Source organism: Kitasatospora sp. NPDC034023 (assembly GCF_055575795.1).
The window spans coordinates 61,702-80,340 of record NZ_JBVIRY010000032.1 but is presented as its reverse complement, the minus strand read 5'-3'; the positions used below and the strand labels follow the sequence as shown (position 1 = coordinate 80,340).

Annotated in this window: 16 protein-coding genes; 5 read left to right on the top strand and 11 right to left on the bottom strand. The window is 74.0% G+C overall.

Translation table 11 applies throughout. The annotated features are described in order from the left end of the window. Positions 1-54: 54 nt before the first annotated feature. The 6 genes from ACZ52R_RS33175 to ACZ52R_RS33150 form a co-directional block, all read right to left on the bottom strand. On the bottom strand, positions 55-522 hold the full coding sequence (locus tag ACZ52R_RS33175; RefSeq protein ID WP_465754692.1) for an SsgA family sporulation/cell division regulator: 468 nt from the start codon (positions 520-522) through the stop codon (positions 55-57). Positions 523-825: 303 nt separating this feature from the next. Continuing rightward, positions 826-1,254 (bottom strand): SRPBCC family protein, encoded by a 429-nt coding sequence (locus tag ACZ52R_RS33170; RefSeq protein ID WP_465614894.1) that lies wholly within the window; start codon positions 1,252-1,254, stop codon positions 826-828. 128 nt (positions 1,255-1,382) lie between these two features. Continuing rightward, positions 1,383-1,880 (bottom strand): SsgA family sporulation/cell division regulator, encoded by a 498-nt coding sequence (locus ACZ52R_RS33165; RefSeq protein WP_465754691.1) that lies wholly within the window; start codon positions 1,878-1,880, stop codon positions 1,383-1,385. 140 nt (positions 1,881-2,020) lie between these two features. Continuing rightward, positions 2,021-4,822: a helix-turn-helix transcriptional regulator gene (locus tag ACZ52R_RS33160; RefSeq protein WP_465754704.1), complete on the bottom strand. Its 2,802-nt coding sequence runs from the start codon at positions 4,820-4,822 to the stop codon at positions 2,021-2,023. Between the two features lie 355 nt (positions 4,823-5,177). Then, on the bottom strand, positions 5,178-6,038 hold the full coding sequence (locus ACZ52R_RS33155) for an alpha/beta fold hydrolase (RefSeq protein ID WP_465754690.1): 861 nt from the start codon (positions 6,036-6,038) through the stop codon (positions 5,178-5,180). A gap of 125 nt (positions 6,039-6,163) precedes the next feature. Continuing rightward, on the bottom strand, positions 6,164-7,531 hold the full coding sequence (locus tag ACZ52R_RS33150; RefSeq protein ID WP_465754689.1) for an amidase family protein: 1,368 nt from the start codon (positions 7,529-7,531) through the stop codon (positions 6,164-6,166). A 209-nt stretch (positions 7,532-7,740) separates the two neighbouring features. Between ACZ52R_RS33150 and ACZ52R_RS33145 the strand changes: the two genes are divergently transcribed. Further along, entirely contained in the window at positions 7,741-7,935 is a 195-nt protein-coding gene (locus ACZ52R_RS33145; protein ID WP_465614898.1) for a hypothetical protein, read from the top strand. Positions 7,936-8,069: 134 nt separating this feature from the next. Next, positions 8,070-10,133, top strand: a complete 2,064-nt coding sequence (locus ACZ52R_RS33140; protein WP_465660613.1) for a sensor histidine kinase — start codon at positions 8,070-8,072, stop codon at positions 10,131-10,133. A 106-nt stretch (positions 10,134-10,239) separates the two neighbouring features. Here the strand turns inward: ACZ52R_RS33140 and ACZ52R_RS33135 are convergent, their stop codons facing one another. Then, on the bottom strand, positions 10,240-10,461 hold the full coding sequence (locus tag ACZ52R_RS33135; protein ID WP_360501944.1) for a hypothetical protein: 222 nt from the start codon (positions 10,459-10,461) through the stop codon (positions 10,240-10,242). A 624-nt stretch (positions 10,462-11,085) separates the two neighbouring features. Here ACZ52R_RS33135 and ACZ52R_RS33130 point away from each other — a divergent pair. Then, a complete protein-coding gene (locus ACZ52R_RS33130) occupies positions 11,086-11,703 on the top strand; it encodes a TetR-like C-terminal domain-containing protein (RefSeq protein WP_465614900.1) in 618 nt (205 codons plus the stop codon). A 144-nt stretch (positions 11,704-11,847) separates the two neighbouring features. On the opposite strand, the gene ACZ52R_RS33125 is transcribed toward ACZ52R_RS33130, so the two are convergent. Together ACZ52R_RS33125 and ACZ52R_RS33120 are read right to left on the bottom strand one after the other, a co-directional pair. Then, the gene (locus ACZ52R_RS33125; RefSeq protein WP_360501950.1) at positions 11,848-13,212 is read right to left on the bottom strand and encodes an FAD-dependent oxidoreductase; all 1,365 of its coding nucleotides are present in this window, start codon (positions 13,210-13,212) and stop codon (positions 11,848-11,850) included. A 187-nt stretch (positions 13,213-13,399) separates the two neighbouring features. Beyond that, positions 13,400-14,215 carry a slipin family protein gene (locus ACZ52R_RS33120; RefSeq protein WP_360502020.1) on the bottom strand — a complete coding sequence of 272 codons (816 nt, stop codon included), beginning with the start codon at positions 14,213-14,215 and terminating at the stop codon, positions 13,400-13,402. A 415-nt stretch (positions 14,216-14,630) separates the two neighbouring features. Between ACZ52R_RS33120 and ACZ52R_RS33115 the strand changes: the two genes are divergently transcribed. Then, the gene (locus ACZ52R_RS33115; RefSeq protein WP_465614901.1) at positions 14,631-15,281 is read left to right on the top strand and encodes a helix-turn-helix domain-containing protein; all 651 of its coding nucleotides are present in this window, start codon (positions 14,631-14,633) and stop codon (positions 15,279-15,281) included. Between the two features lie 81 nt (positions 15,282-15,362). Here the strand turns inward: ACZ52R_RS33115 and ACZ52R_RS33110 are convergent, their stop codons facing one another. After that, on the bottom strand, positions 15,363-16,574 hold the full coding sequence (locus ACZ52R_RS33110) for an MFS transporter (RefSeq protein WP_465754688.1): 1,212 nt from the start codon (positions 16,572-16,574) through the stop codon (positions 15,363-15,365). A gap of 126 nt (positions 16,575-16,700) precedes the next feature. On the opposite strand from ACZ52R_RS33110, the gene ACZ52R_RS33105 reads away from it, so the two are divergent. Beyond that, a complete protein-coding gene (locus ACZ52R_RS33105) occupies positions 16,701-17,738 on the top strand; it encodes an ArsR/SmtB family transcription factor (protein WP_465754687.1) in 1,038 nt (345 codons plus the stop codon). Between the two features lie 48 nt (positions 17,739-17,786). Here ACZ52R_RS33105 and ACZ52R_RS33100 read toward each other — a convergent pair whose 3' ends face one another. After that, positions 17,787-18,500 carry an SMI1/KNR4 family protein gene (locus ACZ52R_RS33100; RefSeq protein ID WP_465754686.1) on the bottom strand — a complete coding sequence of 238 codons (714 nt, stop codon included), beginning with the start codon at positions 18,498-18,500 and terminating at the stop codon, positions 17,787-17,789. Between the last annotated feature and the right edge of the window lie 139 nt (positions 18,501-18,639).

Below are 18,639 nucleotides of genomic sequence, written 5' to 3'. Positions count from 1 at the left end.
GACAGGTGACGCACGGGGCGGCAAGTCATCCTCAGGGCAAGCGGCCGGCCGGGCTCATTCGGACGGCGCTCCCGGGCGGTCGAGCAGCCCGTGGAGGAATCCGTCCCAGTCGATCCCGTCCAGCTCCGCCTCGGCCGGGGTGATCCGGTAGGTGGCGTCCAGCCAGGCCGCCAGCCGCCCGGTCGGCAGCTCGAACAGGGCTTCCAGCTCCGGGGTTTCGAGGAGCAGCCAGGAGGAGGCCCGCTCGTCGGGCTGCGCCGGCCACATCCGGACGTCGCCGCAGCCGCTCATCGTCGTCAGGCCGCGGTGCAGGAGCTCGCGGCCGAACCGCCAGATGAGGATCGGGCCGCGTTCCGCGAGGAATTCGACGGTGATCACCGCGGGCGTCGCCGGATCGAACCGGAACTCCGCCTGCACGGGAAGCCGGGTGAACTCGTCGAGCATCCGGTCGATGTCCAGGAGCAGCGAGGGCAGGTGCGCGGGCGTCGAACGTGCCCACAGGGGCGGTTGGTCGCGGTACATGGCAGGCGTTCCCCTCCGAGGTGCGAACTGTGCGGCCCCCACTCTTCGCCCGGGGCGGCCCCCGCACATCGGTCACTTGACGGTGAAGGCCCGGTGCGATGCGGGGGAGTTCACGCGGCCGGGACGGCTCGGCGTGCCGCGCGCGGCCTGTCGGACGCACCGTCATTTGACGGTTCCACCGCCCGCCGCGTCGACCTCGGGGCTCGGAATGGGCATGGCGAAGGGGCCGGCAGCTCGCGCTGTCGGCCCCTCTCGGTCTTCCGTTTTCCGCCGTGGCCCCGCCGAACAGGGCTGCGGGACAGGTCACTTGGCCCGCAGGGGCCCCGCGAAGGACTTGCGCAGGGACGGGGGAGCGGCCACCGGGAGGAGGGCGGCGAGCACCTTGCCCTTGACGGTGGTGGGTTGCCGGGTGAGCTCGACGTCGACCCGGGTGCCGTTGTCCTCGGAGGTCATCCGGAAGACCCAGCCGCCGCCGGCTCCGAAGAGCTTGGAGTCGAGGGTGGTGATGGTGACGGTGTCGCCGCCCGGCTTCCACTCGTACCGGGCGCGTTCCCAGGCGGCGGCGGTGCCCTCGGTGACCTCGGCCCAGGTGTCGCCGAGGTCGTGGACCTCGAAGTGCTTCGCGTCGATCGTGGGCCAGGTCTCGGCGCGGGAGGGGCCGAAGTCGGTCAGTACCGCCAGGACCTCCTCCGGGCCGAGCGTGGAGACGAGATGGAACCGTACGACTGTCATGTGGGGTTTCCTCACCGAAGAGTGACCGTTCTGGCCGGTGACGAAAGAGTTCCATGGCAAGGCGTCACCAGTCAAGGAGGTGACGATGCTGAGGTGTCATGATGCCGCTCGGGGAGAGGGGCCCGGGGTCACCGGGCGTCGAGCAGGCCGGTGGTGATGGTGCCCCAGTCGACGGCGGCGAGTTCGCGTCCCGCGGGGACCGCCTCGTAGGTGTGCGCCAGCCACTCCGCCAGCGGTGCGACGGGCAGTTCGAACAGGGCCGCGGTGTCGGCGGAGACCAGCCGGAGCCACGCGGTCGCCCGGTCCGTACCCTCCGCCCCTTCCGTACCGTCCGCCCCTTCCGTATCGTCCATGCGCTCCGACGGCCGGACCTGGACGTCGCCGAGCCCGCTGCGCGCGGACAGCCCGCGCCGGAGCAGGTCCCGACCGATGCGCCACCGCACGCAGGGGCCGCCGTCGACGCGCAACTCCACGGACACCACCAAGGGGTGCTCCGGGTCGTACCAGAACCCGGCCCGGACCGCCTGCCGGGCGGAGAGGCCCAGGACGCGCTCGATGTCCAGGGTGAGGTCGGGTACGCCGGGTGTCGTTCGGTTCGCCCGGGCACCTGGCCGGTGGCCGCTCATGACGGGTGGGTCCTTCCCTGTGACGGACGTCGGTCCGCCCCACTCTCGCCGTCCCGGCGTCGCCGTACATAGGTAAGTCGACCGTCGATCTTCAGTCATTCGACTGTCGTCCGCGGCCCCCGTCCGGGCGATGCTGGAGTTCACGCGTTCCGCTCGTCGGGCAGCGTGCCCAGGGCGTCGCGCAGGGCGGCCCGGGAGGTGATGCCCAGTTTGGGGAACACGCGGTAGAGGTGGGAGCTGACCGTGCGCGGCGACAGGTGCATCCGGGCGCCGATCTCCTTGTTGGTGAGACCGCCGGCGGCGAGGTCCGCGATCCGGCGTTCCTGCCAGGTCAGGGCCGCGAGATGGGTCGAGGAGGCGAGCGGGGAGGCGCCGGCGGCGCGCAGTTCGACCCGGGCGCGCTCGGCCCAGGCGGCCGCACCGAGCCGTTCGAACGCCTCGGCGGCGAGGGTCAGCGCCGGTCGGGCCGCCTTCCGCCCCTGGGAGTGGCGCAGGCGGACGCCGTGGGCGAGGCGGATGCGGGCGAGTTCGAACGGGAAGCCGGGCGCGGCCGGGTGGCTTTCGGCGCGACGGTACATCTCGGCGGCCTCGGCCGGGTCGGTGGCGGTCATGGCGAGCGCGCCGTGGGTGATGACGGCGAGGCGGGGCGAGATGTCGGGCAGGTCGGCCTCGCGGGCGGCGAGCGCGTGCCGACGGGCCTGCTTGGAGCGGCCGGTGTGCAGCGCCGCCTCGACGAGGTCGAGGAGCGTGCGAGAGGCCTGGTGGGCGTAGGGCGCGAAGGAGCCGGGGGGCGTGATGCCGATGGCGTGGAGGTAGGCGGCCTCGTAGTCGCCCTCGCCGAGGGCGGCGGTGGTGCCGATCGCGTCGGCTATCTGGGTGAGGAAGCCGACGCCGCGCGGGCGGGCCCAGGCGTCGACGGCGGCCTGGAGCTCCCGCGCGCGCTCCGCCCGGCCCTGCAGCGCGGCCAGCAGGCCGAGGTACGCGCGGGTGTGATGAGCGAAGAGGGCGTGCCCGTGCGCCGTCGTCAGCCGCAGTCCGCGCTCTCCGGTCCGCTCGGCCTCGTCCCACTCACCGACGGCGATCTGGTCGAGCATGATCAGGTGCAGCATGGTCATGCCGGACACCATGGCGCCGGTCTCCACCTCGCGGTCGACGGTGCGCTGCAGGTGCGGCCGGTACTGGCTGAGGGTGTCCACGTGGTACGCGGCGACGGACAGCCGGCTGATGTCCCACGGCTCGAGCCTGCCGAGGTCGGCGAACTCCCGCTCCACCCGCGCCCGCACCCCGGCCCCGCGCCGGACCACGTCGCCCCACGCGTCCTGGTAGATCCGGGAGTTGGCGGACACCAGGTCGCCCAGCGAGCCGAGGAGTTCGTGGGTCCGCTCCCACGCCGTCTCGTCGCCCGCGTACTGGTTGATGGCCAGGAGCAGGTTGACCAGCCGGGCGAGCGCCTCGCTCGGCTCCCGCACCCCGCCGTCGCGGACGCCCTCGATCGCCGCCAGGACCTGGCGCCGCGAGGAGCGCACGTCCCCGTCCTCGTACAGCGCGACGTAGGCCGACGCGACCACCGATGCCGGCGACTCGCCCGTCCCGGCCGCGCCGTCCGAGCGGACGAGCTGCTGGGCCCGGTCCAGCAGACCGGCGTGACCGGCGATGAACGACGCGTCGCCCAGCCGCCGGGATCGCTCCCGGTGACCCTCGCTCAGCTCCGCCGCCCGGGTCAGCCAGGCCACGGCGGCCACCGCGCTGCCGCGCCGGGTCGCGGAGTCGGCGGCGGCCTCCAGCGCGGCCGCGACCCGCTCGTCCGGGTCGACCATCGAGGCCGCCAGGTGCAGGGCGTGCCGTTCCACGTCCTCGCGGTGCACCCGCGCGAGGACCGCGTGCGCCGCGCGCCGCTCGTTGGGGGTCGCCAGCTGGACGACCGTCGACCGCACCAGCGGGTGCCGGAAGACCAGGTCGCCGCTGAACGGGTCGACGTCCAGCAGCCCGCCGTCCGCGGCCTCGGCGGCGTCCGTCATCCGATAGCGGGTACGGCGGGAGTTGCCGGCCGCACCCGCCGTGCCCGCACCGGCGCCGTCCAGGGCACCGCGCAGCAGCTCCGCGCGCACGGCCCCACCCAGCGCCTCGATGCGGGCGCCGTACACCTGCTGCAGGCGCCGGGGCAAAGGGATGCCGGCGTACCCGAACGGCTCTGCGCGGTCGCCGGCCGGTCGGCCGCTGCGCAGCACGTGGGGCGGCAGTTCCAGCAGCGCCAGCGGGTTCCCCTGGGCCTCGTCCAGGACCAGGCGGCGGACCAGGGGGTCCAGGCCGGGGTGGTGCAGGTCCAGGAGCTCCTCCGAGGCGCGCTCCGACAGCGTGGTCACCGGCAGTCGGGGCAGCGCGGCCGTGTCGAAGCCGGAGGGCACGTCGGAACGCAGGCCGACGACGAGCTTCACCGAACTGCCGGTGAGCCGTCGCCCCACGAACCCGCACACCTCGGTGCTCGGGGTGTCCAGCCACTGGCCGTCGTCGAGCACCAGCAGGAGGGGCCGCCGCGAGGCCGCGAGGGAGAGCAGGTCGAGGACGGCGATGCCGAGGGTCATGACCGAGGGCGGCGGCCCCTCGCTCCGGCCGAACACGACGTCCAGGACCGCCCGGTGGCCGTCGTCCAGCCGGTCCATGTCGGGGAGCAGCGGGTAGAGGAACTGGTGCAGGCCGGCGAACGGCAGCTCCCACTCGGCCTCGACCCCGACCGCCCTGATCACCCGGTGCCGCTGGCCGGGATCCTCGCCGTGCTCCTTGGCGTGCTCCTCGCTGAGCCGTCGGCCCGACGCGAGGTCGGCGACGTGGTCCAGCAGGGTGCTCTTTCCCACTCCCGTGTCACCCCGCAGGACGAGGGCCCGGCCCCCGGAGGCCGTCACGAAGTCGGACAGCACCTCCTGCTCGTGTGCGCGGCCGACCATGGTCCGGTCGATCGATTCCAACGTTCCCCACATCCTTCGCGCCGCGGCGACTGACACCCGCCGACGCGTCTTCGTCCACACGCTGCGTGGTCTTCCGAGCCGGTGGTCGTCCGACACATGTCCGCCACCCTGACGCAAGAGACTAGATGTCCCGCAGGTGTTCCGTCACCTGGTACAGGCCAACATATTCGGGTGGCGCAGCCTCCGGCCGCGCCCGGGGCGAGACACATGTGTGCTGCCCGAAGCCGCCGCGGCCCGGTGCGACCCGTCGCGACCCGCTGCGGCCCGCCGTACGGCTGCGCCCAGTACGGCCGTTTCCGGCGGTACTGGGCGGCGGGACCGGGCGTGGGGCGGGTCAGCGGGAGGTGGCGCGGGCGGCCTGCTCGATGACGTCCGCGACGAGGCGGGGGTGGGAGACGGCGACGGAGTGCGAGGCGGCCACCTCGGTGGTGTGGGCGTGGGCCCGCTCGGCCATGTAACGCTGCACCGCGGCGGGGATGTTGAGGTCGCGCGTGGTGACGATGGACCAGCTGGGCTTGGTCTGCCAGGCGGCGCTGGTGGCCTTCTCCTCCAGCGCGGCCTGGGCGATCGGGCGCTGTTCGGCGGCCATCAGCGCGGCCTGGCCGGCGGGGACGTCGGCGGCGAACTGGTGGCGGAACTTGTCCTGCCGGATGTACAGGTCGGTGCCGGTGCTGCCGTCACCCTGCCGGTAGGTGACGGGGTCGAGGGCGTCGGGGAGGGTGGAGCCCGGGTACTTGCCGGTGAGCTCCAGGGCGGTCTCGCCGGGGGCGGGCAGGAAGGCGGCCACGTAGACGAGGGCCCTGACGTCGGGGTCGTCGGTGGCGGCCTCGCTGATGACGTTGCCGCCGTAGGAGTGTCCGGCGAGGATCTTCGGGCCCTTGATGTGGTCGAGGACGGTACGCAGGGCGGCGGCGTCGGAGGCCGGACCGCGCAGCGGGTTGGCGGCGGCGACCACGGGGTAGCCGTCGGCGCGCAGTTCGGCGACGACGGCGTTCCAGCTGGAGCCGTCGGCGAAGGCGCCGTGCTCCAGGACGATGGTCGGCTTGGCGCGGCCGCCGAAGCCGTCGGCCTCGGCGGCGCCGGTCGCGCCGCTGGCGGAGCTCGGGAGGGTGAGCGCGCAGAGCGCGAGACCCGCCGTGAGCGCCGAGACCGCACCCGTCACTACTCGCTTGCGTCCACCCTTGATGCTCACCACGACAAACCCCTTTCGGACATTTCGGCAGTGGACGGGCCGGACGCGCCGACCCGTCACCGCTCTGACTGGTGATGAGTTTGTCGTGGCGTCGAGTCACCTGTCAAGGTGGTGACGGGTCGGGCCGGCTACCCGTGCCGCAGGCGGGCGTCGACCCGCACGGCCACCGACAGCAGGTCCCGGTCGGCCATCCGACGCCCGATCAGCTGCAGTCCGACCGGCGGGGACGCGGTGACGGGAAGCGGAACCGTCACCGAGGGCAGACCGGCCGTGGCCGCGGGGGAGGTGTTGCGGATCAGGGTGAAGAACGTGGGCGCGTCCTGCCCGTTGAGGGGGAGGGAGTCCTCGAAGCGGCGCAGCGGCCGGGCGCATACCGGGACGGTGGGGCTGAGGATCGCGTCCAGACCGTCGGCCGCGAACAGGTCCGCGTAGGCCGCCTGCATCGCTTGCCGCTGCGCGAGCGCCCCCTGCAGCGCGGCGGGCCCCGGGTGCCCCGGGCCGCTGGGCAGGGCGGTCGCCCGGAGCGTCTCCGCCATGACCGGGTCGCCCGCCGTGTCGAGGACGTCGGCCGGCGTGAGCCCGGCGCGGTGTTCCTCGAGGTAGCGGCCGAGAGCGGCGGCGAACTCGCCGAAGACGAGCGGGAATCCGATCCGGGAGTCGTGCGCGACCAGGTGTGCCGTGTCCACGGGGACCCAGGTGTGCCCCGCCGCGGCGAGACGGTCGACGGCCGCCTCCCAGGCGTCCCGGACGGGGCCCTCCAGGTCCTCGGTGAACACGTGCCTCGGCAGGCCCAGCCGGAGCGGGCGTTCCGGGTCCTGCGGACTCCCGGTCTCCCCGGTGAGGAGGGTGTCCAGCGTCAGGAGGCGGTCGAGGGTGTTCGCCATCGGACCGGGCGTGTCCCGCGTGGGGCACAGTGGCGTGAGACCCGCCGAGGGGTAGCGCCCGGCGCTGGGGCGCAGGCCGTAGATCCCGTTGAGGGCGGCCGGGATGGTCATGGAACCGCCGGTGTCGGTGCCGAGCCCGGCCTCCGCGACGCCCGCCGCCACCGCCGCGGCCGTACCGCCGCTGCTGCCGCCCGCGAACAGGGCCGGGTCGGTGGCGTTGCCGACGGCGCCGAAGGTGTGGTTGCAGGAGGTGGCACCCAGGGCCAGCTCGTGCATGTTCGTCTTGCCGAGGACGATCGCCCCCGCCGCGCGCAGGGATCGGACCACCGGCGCGTCGGCGTCGGGGACGAAGCCCTTGAGCGCGGGGGTGCCCGCGGTGTTGGGCAGTCCCGCGACATGGATGTTGTCCTTGACGACGAGGCACCAGTGGGCCTGCCCCTCCTGGTCACCCCGAGCATCGCGCCGGGTGTCGTGACGGGCCGCCTCGGCGAGTGCCCCCTCGGCGTCGAGTGTGATGAACGCGTTGAGGTGGGCGGTCGCGGCGGCGCGGTCGAGCGCCGCCGACACCGTCTCCTGCGCGAGGCCCTGGCCGGCCGTGTCCGGGTTGACCATGAACGTTCTCCTTCGCACTGCTCTTCGTGTGGGTGGACGAGTGTGTCGTGAACGAGTCCGCCGTGGCCCGCCCCGGGTAACGATGCCTCAGGCAGGGCCTCGGAGAGTGGGGAATCGGTCAAACACGTGTGTCCGGCCGGCTCGGCGAGCGGGCACCCCGGAAGCGTCACCACCTTGACAGGTGATGTATCAAGGCGCACGCTGAGCGGATGAACGATGACCTCGCCCGCGACCCCGCCGCCGAAGCGCGGCACGCGCGCTACGGCAGCCTGCCCGAGCGCATCCGCTTCGAGGACATGACCGAAGGGGTGGACACCGGGCCGGGCGGCCAGGCAGGCGACCCGTACAACCCCGAAGGCTCCTGGACGTTCTACAACTGTCTCGCCGTCGACCTGAGCCTGTAGGCGCCGGCGGAGACCACCCCCTCGGCCCCCGTCCGGGGTGCCGCGCCCCGCCGGGGCCACTGCCTCATGTGCCCGGGACACCGGGTGCAGGAGACTGCTGGCATCCGGTGGGTCGCGGAGAGGAAAGGGTGCTCATGGCTGCGGAGAGTGCGCGGAGAGCCTGGGGGCGGCCCCGGTCCGGCCCGGCGGAGCGGCAACTGGCCATGGCGGGTCTGTGCGCCGTCGTCTGCCTGGTGGCCGGGGGTCTGTGGATCGGCTACGTCCTGAGCCACCAGGGCGTCCCCGGGATCTCCCAACCCGCCCACCACCTGGCGGTCCTGGGCTACGGCCTCGCCGCCGTCGCGGGCGGGGTGCTGCTGCACGCGCACCGCCCGGGCAACCAGCTCGGCTGGGTGCTGCTCGCGTACGGGACGGCGCTGATCGTGCCGCTCGCCGCCCAGGCCCCGGTCTGGGGCGAGGTGGGCGACTCGCGGGTCGTCGGAGCCGTGGTGGTCCTGGTGTCGGCCGGATACACCGTCAGCGGCACCATCTGGCACGCGCTGCCACTGTGGCTGCCGTACGGGACCCTGCCGAGCCGCCGGTGGTGGTACGCGATCGGCGCCCTGGCCCTGTGGATGCTGCCCCAGGCCGGCTACTACGTCTACCAGCCCACGGTGTTCGGCCGGCCCAACCCGCTCGCCGGCAGCACCGTCGCCGAGTGGCTGCGGACGTTCAACGACCGGATGCACCTCACCCAGCTCGTCGTGTTCGTGGTGCTGACCGTCCTGGTGATCCTGGTCCCGCTCGCCCGCACCCGGGGGGTGCCCAAGCGGCGCCGGCAGAACGTCCTGCTCGCCCTCGGCGTCTACCTGCTGTGGGGCGGCGCCGAACTCGGCTACTACTTCGACGACCAGAGCACGCCCTCGTACGTCGCCTTCGCGGTGGCCTCCGCGCTGTGGACGCTCACCCTGGCCGCCGTCGTCGTCCGGGACGGCTCCTGGCGGCTCGACCGGGCGGCCCGGCGGGTCCTGGTCGGCCTGCTGATCGCCGCCGGACTGGTCGTGGTGTTCGTGCTGGTGGCCTGTGTGCTCTCCACCATGCTGATGCCCGGGCGGCGCGGTGCCGGGGCGCTGCTGCTGGTCGCCCTCGTCTTCCTGCTCGCGGCCGGCCTGCCGCGGGGCGTGGGCTGGGCCTCCGGCGTCGTCGACCGCTGGTACTACGGCGCGCGCGCCCAGCCGTACCAGGTGCTGCGCAGCCTCGCCGGACGGGTCAGCCAGACCGTCGACCCGCAGGACGTGCCGGCCGTGCTGTGCGCCACGGTCAGTGACGAACTCCGGCTGTCCGGTGTGGCGTTGACCGTCTCCACCCGTGGCGGCGAACGCCCGCTGGCCGCTGTCGGGGACCGCTCCGGCCGCGGCGAGGGCTTCGCCCTGGTCCACCGGGGCGCCGAGATCGGACGGCTCACCGTCGCCCCGCGCCCCGGCCAGCAGACCCTCGACGACAGCGACCGCGACATCCTGCGCTCGCTCGCCGACCAGGCCGCGCCCGCCGTCGCCTCCCTCCAGCTGATGGAGGACCTCCGGGCGAGCCGCGAGCAGATCGTCGCGGCCCGCGAGGAGGAGCGCCGCCAGCTGCGCCGCGACATCCACGACGGACTCGGCCCGCTGCTGGCCGGCCTGCGGCTGCGGCTGCAGGGGGCGGCCGCGGTGGACGACCCGGCGCTGTTCTCCGGCGCGCTGGAGCGGGTCGCGGACGACCTCGCCTCGGCGGTCCGGGAGGTCCGGCGGGTCACCGACCGGCTCGGGCCCACCGCGCTGGGCGACTACGGACTGTCCCGGGCGCTGGACCGGCTCGCGGAGACCTTCAGCGGCGCCGACCTCGCCGTCACCGCCCGGCTGGAGCCGGATCCGCTGCCGGAGCTGCCCGCCGCCGTGGAGGTCGCCGTCTACCGGATCACCGCGGAGGCGCTCAACAACGTGCTGCGGCACGCCCGGGCGAGCAGCGCCACGGTGTCCGTCCGGGTGGACGCCGGGGCGCTGGAACTCGTCGTCGAGGACGACGGGCAGGGCCCGGGCCGCAGTGGCCCGGCGCACCCGGGGGTGGGACTGCGGTCGATGTCCGAGCGGGCCGCGGAGATCGGCGGCAGCTGCACCGTCGACGCCCTGGGCCGCGGCACCCGGGTGCACGCGGTCCTCCCGCGCCGGCCCGCGGGCGGCTGAGCGCGGACGCCCCTTCGGTGGTACGCCACCGCCCCCGGCGCGACGGGCGGTCGGCCGGGGGCGGGACCTGCGGGGGATCTAAGGAGCACAAGGGTTGACAACGGAATCAATTGCAGTTCGGCGGATTGGGGCAATGGGGCTTGGCCGGGCCGCCGCCGTGACCGTGCCCGAGGTGGGGCCGCGGCTTCGGCCTGCGGCTGCCCTTGACGCTCTCGACGCTCCTGACCGGGCACCTGCACGCCCGGGCGGCTGCGGCGAGGCTCACGGCGGCGAAGAGCGCGGCCGCACCGGCCGCCATCAGCGCCGTGCCGACCGTTCTGTCGGTCATGGTGACCTCCACGGTGGGTTCCGCAGGCCGGCCGCTCCGACCTGCTCCTCCATGCCACCGCCGGTCCTGCCCCATCCGCATGGGGCGAGGGTCCTGTCCCGGTCCCGCTGAGCGCGAGGACGGTCACCGTGCATGATGCCGGTGCGGGCGGTGGCTGGTCTGGTGTCCGGCACCTCCGCGGCCGGGTGCCGCTGCGTTGCACGGGACACCCCCGCGTTCCGGTCGGGGGGTGGGTTCGGCGCGGGTGCGGCGCGGGTGCGGTGCGCTGGGGGCGACTCGGCGGACGGCCGGGCCCGGGCAACCGCGGGAGCCTCTTCTGGAAGCGTAGCGGGGCGAACATCCTTTGCAACTCGGCTACTTGGGAACTCGGTGCAAGGGTGCAAAGGCGGAGGGGGTGGGAGGGAACGGGTTCGTTCACTAACATCGACAGTAGGCCCGTGACAGTAGGCCCGTGACAGTAGGCCCGTGACAGTGGGCCCGTGAGGGAGAAAACGCATTCGCCATTGCTTGGGCGGCCGAGCGCCTTTCACCATTCGCGGATACTGGCGGATCGGAGAACGACGGCGCGGGAGAATGTGTGTACCGGTGGGATCGAGGAAGGGCGACTGAAGAAGGTGCGCAGCCATGACCGCTGATACGGATGCCGTGCGAGGACCGGTGACGGGCGCCCCGCTGCGGCGACGCGGCGAGGCGTTGGAGAGCGCCATCTACGAGGCGGTCCTCCAGCAGCTCACCACCGACGGCTACGCCCGGCTGACCATGGAGGGGGTGGCCGCCGCTGCGCAGACCGGGAAGGCCGCGCTCTACCGCCGCTGGTCCTCCAAGGAGGAACTGGTCATGGACGCGCTGCGGAACAGCCTGCCGCCCGGCGCGTCGGCCCCCGACACCGGCAGCCTGCGCGGGGACCTGCTGGAGGTGGTGGCCAGGCTGCGCGCCGCGATGTTCAGCGAGCTGGGCGCCGCCGTCCGGGCGATCATGAGCGAGCTCGACCACCAGCGGGCGCACGCCTTCGTGGAGATCGTGTTCGAGCGGGTGGTCGAGCCGACGACCGCGCTGATGGCCGAGGTGCTGGACCACGGCGCCGCACGCGGCGAGGTCCGCCCCGGGGCGGTCACCCCGCTGGTCACCGACCTGGTGCCGGCACTGATGCTGTACCGGATCAAGATGTGCGGCGGGGACGCGGTGCAGCTCGATCCGGAGGAGATCGTCGACGAGGTGCTGCTGCCGATCGTCCGTCCGTGACGGGCGCGGGTAGGACGATCGGCAGCAGCCCCCGGAATTCCGGCCCCGGAATCGGCCGGAATCGGGCCGGTGCCCATCCGGTTATCGGCCTGGTGCTCGTTCCGGGGTAATTCCCGGGATTTTCGGTGAAGGCGCGGGCCGCGTTCACGCCCCGCTGTGGCGGAGCATCTCCTCGCGCTCGACGACCTTCACCCGCTCGCGGCCCTCGGCCTCGCCGAGCGCGCGCTCGTGGGCGTCGAGCAGCTGCCAGCCCGCCCAGGTGGTGTACCGGACGCCCTGGCCGCGCAGGTGCTCCTCGACTGCCGCCGGGTCCGGCTCGACGGCGCCGGGCAGACGGCCGGCCGCGTGGTCGTCCAGCAGGCAGGCGACCGTCTCGTTGGCGTCGCCCTTGGTGTGGCCGATCAGGCCGACCGGGCCGCGCTTGATCCAGCCGGTGACGTACGTGGCGGAGCGGTGCGAGCCGTCGCCGTCCTCGACCCGGCCGGCCGTGTGCGGGACGGTGCCCGAGACCGGGTCGAAGGGCAGCTTGGGCAGCTCGTCGGAGTAGTAGCCGACGGCCCGGTAGACCGCCTGCACGTCCCAGTCGGTGAAGCGGCCGGTGCCGCGCACGTTGCCGGTGCCGTCCAGCTCGGTGCGCTCGGTGCGCAGCCCGACCACCCGGCCGTCCTCGCCGACGACCTCCACGGGGGACTCGAAGAAGTGCAGGAAGATCCGGTGCGGGCGGTCCCCGACGTCGCGGATCGCCCAGTTCTCCAGCGTCGCCGCGACCAGGTCGACGTGCTTGACCGCGCGGCGCTCGGCGATCGAGCCGGCGTCGTACTCGATGTCCTCGGGGTTGACGATCACCTCGATGGTCGGGGAGTGGTCCAGCTCGCGCAGCTCCATCGGGCTGAACTTGGCCTGGGCCGGGCCGCGGCGGCCGAAGACGTGCACCTCGCGGGCGCGGTTGTGCCGCAGGCCCTCGTGGACGTTCCCGGGGATCTCGGTGGGCAGCAGCTCGTCGGCGGTCTTGGCGAGGATCCGGGCGACGTCCAGTGCGACGTTGCCGACGCCGAGCACCGCGACCTTCTCGGCCTCCAGCGGCCAGTTGCGCGGCACGTCCGGGTGGCCGTCGTACCAGGAGACGAAGTCGGCCGCGCCGTAGGAGCCGTCCAGCTCGATGCCGGGCAGGTCCAGCGGGCGGTCGGCCGTCGCGCCGGTGGCGAAGACGACGGCGTCGTAGAACCGGTGCAGGTCGTCCAGGGCGAGGTCGGACGGGTAGTCGACGTTGCCGAACAGGCGGACCTGCGGCTTGTCGAGCACCTGGTGCAGGGCCGACACGATGCCCTTGATGCGCGGGTGGTCGGGCGCGACGCCGTAGCGGATCAGGCCGAACGGGGCGGGCATCCGCTCGAACAGGTCGATCGAGACGCCGGGCGTCTGGGCGGCGTCGGACTTCAGCAGGGCGTCGGCGGCGTAGATGCCGGCGGGGCCGGCACCGACGATCGCGACTCTGATCGGGCGGGGCATGACGGGCGGTCCCTCCGGTCGGGCGCAGCGGGAGGTGGTCTGGACCCTTGCAGCCAACCCGGTGGTGGGACGGGGGTGTAGTCGGTTCCGGTCTATGAGGTCATAGAGACAAGCTATGACGGCGACGACCGGTGACCGGGCTGGCGGCGCGGGCCGCCCGCCCGGTCACCGGTCGGGCAGCGCGCGGTCAGCTCCCGTCGGCCGAGGGCTGCGCCGGAACGGCGGGCGGCTGGGCCGGGGCCCTGACGGCCGAGGCGTCCGAGCCGCCTGTGCCGTCCGTGCCGGCCGAGCCGTCGGCGATCCGGGCGGCGGAGGCCTCGAAGAAGCGCAGCAGCTCCACCGGGAACGGCAGCACCAGCGTCGAGTTCTTCTCCGCCGCCACCTCGACCACCGTCTGCAGCAGCCGCAGCTGCATCGCCGCCGGGGTCTCGGCCATCTTGGCGGCCGCCTCGGAGAGCTTGGCCGCGGCCTGGAACTCGCCGTCGGCGGTGATGATCCGGGCCCGGCGCTCGCGGTCGGCCTCCGCCTGGCGGGCCATCGAGCGCTTCATCGAGTCGGGCAGGCTGACGTCCTTGATCTCCACCCGGTCGATGTGCACGCCCCAGCCGGTGGCCGGGCTCTCCAGCATGACCTCCAGCCCCTGGTGCAGGTTCTCCCGGCCGGAGAGCAGGTCGTCCAGCTCGCTCTTGCCGATGATGGAACGCAGCGAGGTCTGGGCGACCTGCAGCATGGCGAAGGCGTAGTTCTGCACGTCCACGGTGGCCCTGATCGGGTCGATCACGCGGAAGTACAGCACCGCGTCGACGCTGACCGAGACGTTGTCCTTGGTGATGCCCTCCTGCGCGGGCACCGGCATGGTGATGACCTGCACGTTGACCTTGCGCATCCGCTCCAGCACCGGCATCAGCAGGGTGACGCCCGGCTCGCGGACCTGCTCGCGCACCCGCCCGAGCCGGAAGACCACACCGCGCTCGTACTGCTGCACCACCCGCACGCCGGTCATCAGCCAGAGCAGGAGCACCACGACCACGATCACGACCACTGCCACGATTTCGACCTCCCCCGTCGCGGCGCAGCCGGGCCGGGACCGGATGGGCCCTGTCGCGCGCTGCGAGCCGCGCAGGACAGTATGCGCCGGGGGAGGGAGGGGTGACAGGCGTGTGCACAGCGGTTTTGACAGATCTTTAGCGGACGGTGGCCGGTCGGGGTGGCGGTCTGCTGCCGGCCCGGTGCGGGCCCGCGGGATCGAGGTCGGAACCCGGGACCGCGACCGGGATCGAGGTCGGAACCCGGGGCCGTCGACGGTGCTCACCGACACGCACGGGGCCGCGCTGTTGCTCGACTTGCCGCAGGCCGGACGCTTGGATGGGTGCGCCCTGGCCAACCCGACGGCCCCGGCCAGCCGAGGAGTCACCACCGTGAACGACACCCCCGATGCCGCCGCCGTGGCCCGCCGGATCACCGAACGGCGCGAGCAACTCGGCCTGAGCGAGGAGGACCTGGCGCGCCGGGCCGCGATGGCCCCCCGCTACCTGCGGCACCTGCTCGAAGCCGGGCCCGTGTTCGACCCCGGAGGGTTCCTGCGGATCGCTGCCGCCCTCGGCAGCAGCCGGGCCGAAATCCTGGAGGGCCGCACCGACTCTCCGCCCGGACAGGGCGGCCCCGGCCCGCGCCCCCGGCTGCAGAACCTCACCGAAGCCGAATGCTGGGAGCTCGTCGGCACCCACGGTATCGGCCGGATCGGCCTGCCAGTCGAGCCGGGACCGCAGGTCCTGCCCGTCAACTACGTCGTCGACCGGGCCTCCTTCGCCTACCGCACCGGCGCGCACGCGGGCACCGCCCCGGACGAGGGCGCCGTGGTCTCCTTCGAGGTCGACCACATCGACGAGTACCTCGGCCGCGGCTGGAGCGTGCTCGCCCTCGGCCCGGCGCACTACGTGGACGACCCGGACGAGTTGGAACGCCTGGCCGGCCTGCCCGGCGCGGCACCGTGGGCGGGCGGCGACCGGCCGTGCTGGGTCCGGATCCGCCCGCAGGAGATCACCGGGCGCCGGCTGGTCTCGGGCTGAGGCGGCGGGTCGCCGGGCGAAGGGGTGGCCGGGGTGGGACGGGGTGTCGGCGCTGCCGCGGGGTCGGGGCGCGTCCGTCCGTCATCGGGTCAGGCACCGCTGCTCACCGTCGGCAGGTGACCGGGTGCGGCCCGCGCCGCGTACCGCCGCGAGGTGGCGGGCCAGGGCGAGGGTGGCGAGTCCGGCGAGGAGTGTGCACACGCCCCACCAGCCGGTCCGGTTCCACACCCGGACGCCGAGCCAGGAGCCTGCGCTGCCGCCCAGGTAGGCGCAGGTCATGTAGGCGGTTCTGAGGCGGCCTCGGGCCTTCGGCCGCAGGGCGTTGACCCGGGTCTGGCCGGCGACCATGCCGCACTGCATCGCCACGTCGAGCAGCAGGGTGCCGACGGTCAGGGCGGCCAGGCCGAGCGGGCCGCCCCGGCCGCCCGCGGTGAGGACGGCGGCGGAGGCGAGGACACCGAGCAGGCAGACCAGGTTCACGGGGTCGGGGCCGTGGCGGTCCACCAGCCGGCCGGCGTACGGGGTGCAGAGCACGGTGGCCGCGCCGACCAGGGCGAGCCCGCCGACCGCCCGGGCGTCCAGCCCGTACGTGGGGCCGGTGAGCAGGAGGGACAGGCAGGTCCAGACGGCGGAGAACCCGGCGAAGACGCTCGCCTGGTAGACGCAGGAGCGGCGCAGCTCGGACTCGTCGCGCAGCAGGCGCAGCGGTGCGGCGAGCAGGGCCGGGTACGGCGCGTGGGAGGTGGGGGCGGTGGCCGGGACGGTGCGGGCCAGGACAGCGGCGAGGAGCAGGGTGAGGGCGGCGGCGGCCAGGTAGGGGGCCCGCCAGCCCAGCCACTCGCCGAGGGTGCCGCTGAACGTGCGGGCCAGCAGCATGCCGCCGGTGGACCCGCTGAGCAGGGCGCCGGTCACCCTTCCCTGGCGGTCGGGGCCCGCCAGGCCGGCCGCGAGCGTCCCGACGATCTGGGCGGCGACCGTGGTGAGGCCGACGGCGGCACTCGCCGCGACCAGGACGGGCAGGGTCGGCGCGCAGCCCGCGGCGAGCAGGGCCAGTCCGGTGAGGGTGAGCAGGGTGACGAGGAGCGGGCGGTGGGGGAGCCGGTCACCGAGCGGGACGAGCAGGACGATTCCGGCGGTGTAGCCGAGCTGGGTGGCGGTGACGACGAGGGCCGCCGCGTCCGGGGGGACGTGCAGTCCGGCGGCGATCAGCGGGCCGACGGCCTGCGGGAAGTAGAGGTTGCCGACCGCGACGGCGCAGGTGACGGACAGCAGCAGGACCAGTCGGCGGGTCATCCGTCACCCCGCGCGGGGGCTCCGGCGACGGTGCGCCGTACGGGAGTTGTGAGCCGAGTCGTCGGTGTCATGGCGCCAGTGCACGGCATCGTCGTGGCGCCGCCAATCGATGTAGCGTGGTGCTTGATGATCAGCTTCGTACTCGACGTCGAGGACCTCGCGGACACCCGGTTCGCGCTGTCGCCGCTGCACGAGGCCGTGCTGAGCCTGCGGGTGCTGCAGGACCCCGGGTTGTCGGCGCTGCACCTGCCGTGGCGCAGGTCGGTCCTCGGCCGGCTGGGGGCGCTCGACGCCGGGCTGCTGATGTCCCTGGTCGCCCGCCGGCGCACCGTCCCCGACTTCCTGACGCCGATTCCCGGGAGTTTCGCGCCGGGCTTCGAGGACGAGCTGTCGGTCGTGCGCCGGACCTCCCCGGCCCTGGTCCGCCGCGACCTGCTGCTGACGCACGCACCGGACCCGGTGCCGGAGGCCCTGCGGGTCGCGGCGGAGGGCGATGACGACGCGGTCGCCGGGCTGCGCGACGCCCTGTGCGAACTCCTGCGCCGGTACTGGGAGTCGGCGATCGCGCCGGAGTGGCCGACGATGCGCCTGGTGCTGGAGGCGGACATGACGTACCGGGCTCGGCGGCTCGCCCTCGGCGGCGCCCGCCTGCTGTTCGCCGACATGCACCCGGACCTGCGCTGGCGAGGCGGCGTGCTGCACATCGACCGGATGATCAGCCGGCACCGTGTCGCGGCGGCGGGCCGGGGGCTGCTGCTCATACCGTCCGTGTTCGCGCACAAGCCCGCGCCGCCGCTCAGCCCGGAGGAGCCGCCGAGCCTGGTCTACCCGAGCCGGGGCGTGGCCACCCTGTGGGACTCCCCGCCGGCCGAGGGCCTGATCGGGCTGCGCGGCCTGACCGGCCTGGCCTCCCCGACCGGCCCGTCAGCCCTGGCCGCGCTGCTCGGCGCGCCGCGCGCCCGGCTGCTGGTTCTGCTGGCGGAGCCGTCGGCCACCGTGGAGGTCGCCCGCCGGCTGCGGGTCACGCCGAGCGCCGTCTCCCAGCACCTGCGGGTCCTGTACGCGGCGGGCCTGGTCGCCCGGGCCCGCGACGGGCGGCACGTCCTGTACCGGCGCAGCGCGTTGGGCGACCAGTTGGTGGCCGGGCGCGCGGCGGTTTCGTAAAGGCGGGTTCGTGGCGGCGGGTTCGTGGCGGCGTTTCAGGAGGGGCGTCTACGAGCGGTACTGCCGCCAGTCGTCGAACCAGCGGCCGGAGATCGGGGTGTGGGCCCGCTTCTCCGGCGAGTCGGGGCGCTCCGCGTGCGCGAGGTCGTCGAGGTACCACTCGGTGAAGGTCGCCGGGCGGTCGTCGTCGGTGAGCAGCGGGTTGAGGCGGTCGCAGGTGCCCCGGCCGTCGAACCACATCGTGCCGCGCTGCGGGCCGCTGACCACGAGCAGGGTGGAGAAGCTGCAGCCGCCCGCGACCAGGAAGACCGCCCCGCTGACGCGGGCCTCGGCGGCGGCCTCCGCCTCCTCGCTCCAGGCGGCGTGCGCGGCGGCGAAGGCGGCGGGGTCGGCGTGGTCCTCCTCCTTCGGAGCGCGGTCCCAGACCTCCTCCTCGGCGGCGAGGGCGGTGTCGTGGTCGGGGAACGGGGTGCCGAGCCGGGCGAGGAGGGTGTCGTGGTCACCCCGCCAGCGCCAGCCGTGGTCGGAGCGGTGCAGCTCGCGGATGCGGTTGTGCTCGCTGCCCGCGCTGACGTGCAGCAGGTACCGGCGGTAGTCGGCGGGGAGGGCGAGGCCGAACTGTTCCTCGGCCTCCCGGATGTGGCCCTCGGTCAGCGGCGGCGGAAGGGGAGGACGCGGACCGCCCTGTTCGGCTTCCCGCATCGCCCGCAGGGCGAGCGCCCGCCGCCGGACGTCGTCCCAGTCCACCTCCGCTGTTCGCATGATCGGATTGTGTCAGGCGGCTTGGAGCCGGATCCCGGCGGACCCCGGCGGACCCCCCCGGCGTTGCGTACGGTCCCTGCTCGGCCCGTGGACGCGCGCGCCGATGACTGGTATCCAGGCCACTGGGTAACCGGGCGGA